The 7,294-nt window shown below is 68.6% G+C and carries 5 protein-coding genes, 1 tRNA gene and 1 pseudogene; 2 read left to right on the forward strand and 5 right to left on the reverse strand.

The genetic code is table 11. The annotated features are described in order from the left end of the window. A pseudogene (locus AC1DHD_RS12030) lies at positions 1-193 on the reverse strand (hypothetical protein); the annotation flags it as partial. A 119-nt stretch (positions 194-312) separates the two neighbouring features. Here AC1DHD_RS12030 and purD point away from each other — a divergent pair. After that, positions 313-1,626, forward strand: a complete 1,314-nt coding sequence (gene purD / locus AC1DHD_RS12035) for a phosphoribosylamine--glycine ligase (RefSeq protein WP_476879937.1) — start codon at positions 313-315, stop codon at positions 1,624-1,626. 2 nt (positions 1,627-1,628) lie between these two features. Continuing rightward, positions 1,629-2,576, forward strand: coding sequence for a phosphoribosylaminoimidazolesuccinocarboxamide synthase (locus tag AC1DHD_RS12040; protein ID WP_476879938.1), 948 nt, complete (start codon positions 1,629-1,631; stop codon positions 2,574-2,576). A gap of 25 nt (positions 2,577-2,601) precedes the next feature. Here AC1DHD_RS12040 and AC1DHD_RS12045 read toward each other — a convergent pair whose 3' ends face one another. From AC1DHD_RS12045 to AC1DHD_RS12060, 4 genes are all read right to left on the reverse strand, one after another. After that, positions 2,602-3,867 carry a helix-turn-helix domain-containing protein gene (locus AC1DHD_RS12045; protein WP_476879939.1) on the reverse strand — a complete coding sequence of 422 codons (1,266 nt, stop codon included), beginning with the start codon at positions 3,865-3,867 and terminating at the stop codon, positions 2,602-2,604. Positions 3,868-4,479: 612 nt separating this feature from the next. Further along, a tRNA-Pro gene (locus tag AC1DHD_RS12050) sits at positions 4,480-4,556 on the reverse strand. Between the two features lie 86 nt (positions 4,557-4,642). Then, positions 4,643-6,475, reverse strand: a complete 1,833-nt coding sequence (locus tag AC1DHD_RS12055; protein WP_476879940.1) for an ABC transporter ATP-binding protein — start codon at positions 6,473-6,475, stop codon at positions 4,643-4,645. Next, positions 6,472-7,294, reverse strand: an 823-nt coding sequence (locus tag AC1DHD_RS12060; RefSeq protein WP_476879941.1) for an ABC transporter ATP-binding protein, incomplete at its 5' end; no start/stop codon positions are given. The genes AC1DHD_RS12060 and AC1DHD_RS12055, both read right to left, overlap by 4 nt.

The following is a 7,294-nucleotide window of genomic DNA, read 5'->3' on the forward strand; positions in this document are numbered from 1 at the left end:
ACGTCGAACCGAGGGCGATCAGGGGCGTGGCGCGGGCCGTAAAGAAGGCCCCGATCAGCTCCGCGACGGCCAGCACGACGGCGGCCGAAACCACCCCCGCCAAGGCGGCGAGCGCGGTAGGTCCAGAGAGCAGCGCGGGCCGCTTGCTGGGCTGCGTGGTGGTGCCGGGCTTCCGGGTGCTGGGCGTCTTCATACAGGGTGTTCGTAGCGGCGGTGCCTGCGGATTGTCCCGCCGCCGCCAGCGGATGGGCATGTCCGGCGGCAGGTCACAGCTTAGGAGCCTGCGCGGTCCACAAAGTACCCTTGGGAACTGTGAAGGTACTTGTCATCGGCCCCGGCGGCCGCGAACACGCCATTGTCCGTTCCCTGCTCGCCGACCCGAATGTTTCCGAGGTCCACGCGGCCCCGGGCAACGCCGGCATCAGCAAGCTGGTCCCCACCCACGCCATCGACGACAATAATCCCGAGGCCGTCGCCGCGCTGGCCACCCGGCTGGACGTCGACCTCGTTGTGGTGGGCCCCGAGGCCCCGCTGGCCGCAGGTGTCTCCGATGCCGTGCGCGACGCCGGCATCCCGGTCTTTGGTCCCAGCAAGGCCGCCGCGCAGCTCGAGGCCTCTAAAGCGTTCGCCAAGGAGGTCATGGCTGAGGCCGGCGTGCCCACCGCGATGGCCCGGGTGGCGTCCAACGCCGCCGAGGCCGCCGACGCGCTGGACACCTTCGGCGCCCCCTACGTCGTAAAGGATGACGGGCTGGCCGCCGGCAAGGGCGTCGTGGTGACCGGCAACCGGGATGAGGCACTGGCGCACGCGCAGACCTGCTTCGACGCCGGCGGCACAGTGGTCATCGAGGAATTCCTGGACGGCCCCGAGGTGTCCCTCTTTGTGCTCTGCGACGGCAGCACCACCGTCGCGCTGTCCCCGGCGCAGGACTTCAAACGCATCTTCGACAATGACGAGGGCCCCAACACCGGCGGCATGGGCGCCTACACCCCGCTGGACTGGGCTCCCGATGGCCTGGTCCAGGAGGTCATCGACCGCGTCGCGCAGCCCACCGTCAACCAGATGGCCCTCCGCGGCACCCCGTTCGTCGGGGTCCTCTTCGTGGGCCTCGCGCTGACCTCCCGCGGCACCAGGGTCATCGAGTTCAACGTCCGCTTCGGCGACCCGGAGACCCAGGCCGTCCTGTCGCGGCTCAAGACGCCGCTCGGCGGCCTGCTGATGGCCGCCGCGAAGGGCGAACTGGAGAAGGCGCAGCCGCTGCGCTGGTCCAAGGAGTCCGCCGTCGCCGTCGTCGTTGCCGCCGAAAACTATCCCGGCACCCCCCGGACCGGGGACCGGATCCGCGGCCTGAAGAAGGTCGAAGCCATTGAGGGCGTGCACGTGATCCACGCCGGCACCCGGCTCGACGAGGAGGGCAAGGTGGTCTCCGCTGGCGGCCGCGTCCTCGCCGTTGTGGCGCTTGGGACGGACCTCGTGGAGGCCCGTGAACGGGCGTACGACGGCGTCGAACTGGTCCAACTCGACGGCGGACAGTTCCGCACCGACATCGGCGGCAAAGCCGCCCGCGGCGAAATCAAGGTGGCGGCGCCCGGCACGGCCGCCGCCGTCGCGAAAGCGAAGGCCTGAGCATGAACGCATCTGAATCGGCCATGCCCGCCGGCGGCCTGGACACCGAGACCCTGGACCTGCCCGGCTGGCGGCATGTCTACTCCGGCAAGGTCCGGGACCTCTACGTCCCGGCGGACCCGTCCATCACCGAGCGCCTGGGCCGTGAGTGTGTGCTGGTGGTCGCCAGCGACCGGATCAGCGCCTACGACCATGTCCTCTCGAGCGAGATCCCGGACAAGGGCCGCATCCTCACCCAGCTGAGCCTCTGGTGGTTCGAACAGCTGGGCGTGGAGCACCACGTCCTCGCCTCCACTGTGGCGGACGGCGTCCCGGCCGCGGTGGAGGGCCGGGCCATGATCTGCAAGAAGCTCGAGATGTTCCCGGTCGAATGCATCGCCCGCGGTTACCTGACGGGCTCCGGGCTGGTCGAATACCGGCAGTCCGGCACGGTGTGCAGCATTCCGCTGCCGGCGGGGCTGGTGGACGGGTCTCGGCTCGCCGAGGCCATCTTCACACCCTCCGCTAAGGCCGAGGTGGGCGAGCACGACGAGAACATCACCTACGACGCCGTCGTCGGACTGGTGGGCGACGACGTCGCCGGGCGGCTCCGCGAGCTGACCCTGGAGATCTACACCAAGGCCGAGGAGATCGCCCGCGCCCGCGGCATTGTCCTGGCCGACACGAAGGTGGAGTTCGGCATCGACCCCGCCACCGGGGTCATCACCCTCGGCGATGAGGTCCTGACACCGGACTCCTCCCGGTTCTGGGACGCCGCCACCTACGAGCCGGRCAAGGCCCAGCCCTCGTACGACAAGCAGTACGTCCGCGACTGGCTGACCTCGGCCGAGTCAGGCTGGGACAAGGCCTCGGACACGCCGCCGCCGGCGCTCCCGGCCGACGTTGTGGCCCGCACCCGCAGCCGCTACGTCGAAGCGTACGAGAAGCTCACCGGCCGCAGCTTCAGCTAGCCGCCGCCCCGCTGCCGGCAGCCTGCTACTTGCCGGCAGCGGCGGCTTCGGCGCGGCGCTGGGCCAGCCGGATTTCCAGGACCGCATCCATGGCCTGCTGCACGCGGTCCGAGGCGCCGGCCGCGCTGAACTCCTTCTGGGCCTCGTCCAGGTAGACGAGTGCTTCCTCGGACTCCCCGGCGGCCTTAAGCGCCTTGCCCAGCAGCAGGGCGACCTCCCCGGCCACGTGTTTGGCCAGCGCGTCGCGTTCGGCGTGGATCTCCCGGAGCTTCTGCACGGCGCCCACGATATCCCCGGTGAGGTAGAGCCAGCGCGCCCGGATGAATGCGACCTCCAGCCGGTCCGTCTTGTTGCCGCCGACGATCGAGAGGGCCAGTTCGGCGCGCTCGATCGAGGACAGGGTCTCCGGCTCGACAATCCCGGAGGACAGCCGGACCGCGGCTGAGGCCTTGTTGAACCGGGCCCACAGGTCGATGTCGTTCGCGGGGGAGAGCAGCTGGGCGGCTTTCTCGTGGTACTTGATGCCCTCGGCGTAGTCGTGCCGCATAAAGGCCACGTTCCCGATCACCCAGGCGACTTCGCCGGCGAGCTGGGAGATCGGCTGGTCATCCATCTGCTCGTTCATGTCCTGGCAGTACTGCCAGGCCTCATCCAGCCGGCCGCTTTCGGCGAGGGCGCCGATCAGGGCGCGCAGGGCGCCGATGATCAGGGTGGAACCCTTGGGCAGCTGGGCGCAGAGCCGCACCGCCTCCTGGGCGTGTTCGACGGCGACCGCCAGCTGGCCCTGGCCGTGGCACACCGCGGCCAGCATCTGCCGTGCGCGGACGCCCAGACCGGCCGACTCGGCGGCCATCGGGTGGTCCAGCAAGCGCTGCACCAGGTCCTGGCACTCCTTGAGGTGGCCCTGCTTCATGAGGCACTCGGCCTGCATGTAGGTCATGTTCCACCAGGCGCTGGTGTTCTTGCCTTCCAGGGCGATCTGGGCGGCGGTGGCGGCATGGCTGGCGGCGAGCGGGTAATCGCGCAGGTCCCAGGCCTGACGGGCGTACAGCCCGGCGAGCACGTATTCGGCGTCGCTGACGGACACGGGCTGGCTCCAGGCCTCCAGCGCCTTGGGGGCGAGCTCGAGCCGGCGGGCGAGTTCTTCGATGACATCCGCGGTCGGTTCACGGCGGCCGGTCTCCAGCAGCGAGATGTAGCTGGGCGAGAAAAGGTCCTTGCCCAGCTCCGCCTGCGTCAGGCCGCGCTCCAGCCGTTCCGCTCGGAGCTTCTCCCCGAATCCGTTCCCCACGGGTTCCTCCTAATTCCGGACAGTCTTTGTACTAAATGCTTGACAGTCTCTGTGCAAGTAATTTTACAATGTATGTCAACAAGGGCTCGTGCTTGCTTTGTAACTTTTCGAAGCGTATTTCCGACTCGTATTGAGGAACCCACATGTTTAAGAAGATTGCAGCGTCTGTCGCCTTGGCTGGTGMCCTGGCGTTCTCCGCAGCGGCTCCGGCAGTACTGTCAGTGAGTGCCATTGGTAACTGGCCGGACCCCATGAGCAACAGCACCCAGGCGATCGGCAACTGGCCCGATCCGATGAGCTCCACCAGCAGCCTTTCCGCTATTGGTAACTGGCCGGAYCCGATGKCCAASWCCACCRRCATCGGCAACTGGCCGGACCCGATGTAACCAACTCTCCCGAAAGCCCCGGGATGCCCGCAAGGGTGTTCCGGGGCTTTTTCGTGCCCGGACCCGTGTCGAGTGCTCCGTAACCGCCCTTTGAGGGGTCTAAACGGCGGTTGCGCAGCAGTCGATGGTGTTCGACGGCGGTGTACGGTGCGCGCGCCGTCGGGAGGTTCCTGCACTCGTAGGGCACAAAAAAGGGGGCCCTCCGAGTGGAGGACCCTCTTTTGAATGGTCGGGATGACAGGATTTGAACCTGCGACCTCGTCGTCCCGAACGACGCGCGCTACCAAGCTGCGCCACATCCCGATCCGTTACTTCAAAAGCAACTTCACAAGAGTATCCGATCCGGGCTCCGGATGCGAATCGGCCGCGGGCCCTCGCGGGGGAGGGGCTTAGACCAGCGAGTCCTTCCAGGCGCCGTGCAGCTTGGCGAAGCGGCCGCCGCCTCCGATCAGCTCCTCGGGGGTGCCGTCCTCCACCACCCTGCCGTCATGGACCACCAGCACGCGGTCAGCGGTCTCCACGGTGGACAGCCGGTGCGCGATGATCAGCGCGGTCCGGCCCGCCTCGCCCGAGCTGACGCCCGCCAGGAGGCTCGCCAGGCCGGACTGGACCATCCGTTCGGAGGGGATGTCCAGGGAGGACGTGGCCTCGTCGAGGATCAGCACGGCCGGGCGGGCCAGGAAGGCGCGGGCGAAGCTGATGAGCTGCCGCTGCCCGGCGGAGACCCGGCCGCCGCGCTTGTTGACGTCGGTGTCGTACCCGTCGGGAAGGGCCGAGATGAACTCGTGGGCGCCCACAGCCCGTGCCGCGTCCTCGATCTCCTGCCGGGAGGCCTCGGGCCGGCCCAGCGCGATGTTGTCCGCCACCGAGCCGCTGAACAGGAAGGCCTCCTGCGTGACCATCACAACGTTGCGGCGCAGGTCCGCCGTCGTCAGCTCCCGCAGGTCCACGCCGTCGAGCGTCAGGGAACCCGAGGAGACGTCGTAGAAGCGGGCGATCAGCTTGGCCAGGGTCGACTTCCCGGCACCGGTCTGGCCCACCAGGGCCACGGTCTGGCCGGCGGGAATGTGCAGGTCCAGGGCGGGGATGATGACCGGGCCGTCGCCGTAGCGGAACTCGACGTTGTTGAATTCGATGCTGCCCTTGGCCGAGGGCAGGGCAACCGGGGTCTTCGGCGGCCGGACGGTGGGCACCTCCTCCAGCAGGCCCGAGACCTTCTCCAGGGCCGCCTGCGCGCTCTGGAAGGAGTTGTAGAACATCGCCATCTGTTCCACCGGCTGGAAGAACCGCTTGGCGGACAGGATCAGGGCCAGCAGCACGCCCACGGCCAGTTCGCCGCTGAGGACGCGGAAGCCGCCCACCAGGAGAACGACGGCGACGCAGACGTTGCCGATCAGCACGAGCCCCGGCTGGAAGACGCCGTTGAGGTTGATGGACCGGACCGTGACCTTGCGGTACTCCTCGGAGAGTTCGGCGTAGCGGCCGGCGTTCTGGCGTTCCTTGCGGAAGGCCTTGACGGCGCGGATGCCGGTCATGGTCTCAACGAAGTGCACAATGAGCCGGGCCGAAACGACGCGGGACTCGCGGAAGGCGATCTGGGAGTGTTTCTGGTACCAGCGGGACAGGAAATACATGGGGACGCCGGCGGCGAGCACAAGGAGACCGCTGCGCCAGTCGAGGGCGAACACAGTGACCGCGGTGAAGATCATAAACAGCATCCCGGAGGCGAGGGAGCTGACGCCGGAGTCAAGGAGTTCGCGGAGGGCCTCGAGGTCAGAGGTCTGCCGGGCGATGATGCGGCCCGAGGTGTATTTCTCGTGGAACTCCAGGCTCAGCCGCTGGGTCTGCCGGAAGACCCGGACCCGCAGGTCCAGCAGCATCGCCTGGCTCAGGCGCGCCGTCGACGTCACGTACACGGCGGTAAGTCCGGCGGTGGCGACGGCGGCGGCGAGGTACGCGGCACCGGCCAGTACCAGCGGGATGCTGTCACCGGCGCGCAACGCGGGCAGGGCGCGGTCGATGCCGAAGGCAATCAGCGCCGGCCCGGCCACACGGGCCGCCTGGGACAGGACGACGGCGGCGATGGTCAGCCAGAAGCGCAGCCGCACCGGGCGGATCAGCGAGGCCAGCAGGGCCAGGGAGCGGCGCCGGACGGCCTTGCTTTCGGACTTGGACAGATGCGCGTTGTCCTCGTTGGCGGTACCGAAGGTGGCCGTGGTCATCGGGACACCTCCTCGGCCTCGAGGGCGGACATTTCGGAGTCGAGGTCCCGCGGTTGCGGGTCCAGGCTGGCGATCACATAGCGGTAGTGGCTGTTGGTGGCGAGCAGTTCGGTGTGGGTGCCGACGGCGGCGATCCTGCCGTCCTCCAGTAGGGCCACCCGGTCGGCCAGGGCCACAGTGGAGGGCCGGTGCGCCACGATCAGGGTGGTGGTGTCCGCGAGCACTTCACGCAGCCGCGCCTCAACGAGTTCTTCCGTGTTGACGTCCAGCGCGGAGAGCGGATCGTCCAGGACCAGGACCTTCGGTTTGGCGGCCACGGTCCGGGCCAGGGCGATGCGCTGCCGCTGCCCGCCGGACAGGCTGAGCCCTTCCTCGCCGATCAGCGTGTCCAGGCCTTCCGGCAGCGAGTACGCGAAGTGGGCCTGCGCGGTCTCCAGCGCCTCGGCCAGGATCTCCTCGCGGCGCTCCGCGGACTCCCCGGCCGGGACGCCGAGCAGGACGTTGTCCCGGACCGAGCTGGAAAACAGGGTGGTGTCCTCGAAGGCCACCGCGACGACCGTGCGCAGGTCCTCCACGCTGAAGTCCCGCAGGTCCACGCCGTCGATAGTTACCGCTCCCGCGGTGACGTCGAACAGGCGGGGGACCAGCTGGAGCAGGGCGCTCTTGCCGCTGCCGGTGATGCCCACCAGCGCCATGGTTTCGCCGGGCAGGATGTGCAAAGTGATGTCCCGCAGGATCGGTTTGTCCGGCGCGTCCTCGAAGGCAAAGGTCGCGTTCCGGAAGTCCAGGGCGCCCTTAAGCTCCGCGGGGCGACGCGGC

It is taken from the genome of Arthrobacter sp. 05L45_2 (genome assembly GCF_056397525.1).

Bases quoted from the DNA above. Each gene is read 5' to 3' on its own strand.
- AC1DHD_RS12055 (WP_476879940.1), bottom strand. From the start codon at position 6,475: ATGACCACGGCCACCTTCGGTACCGCCAACGAGGACAACGCGCATCTG.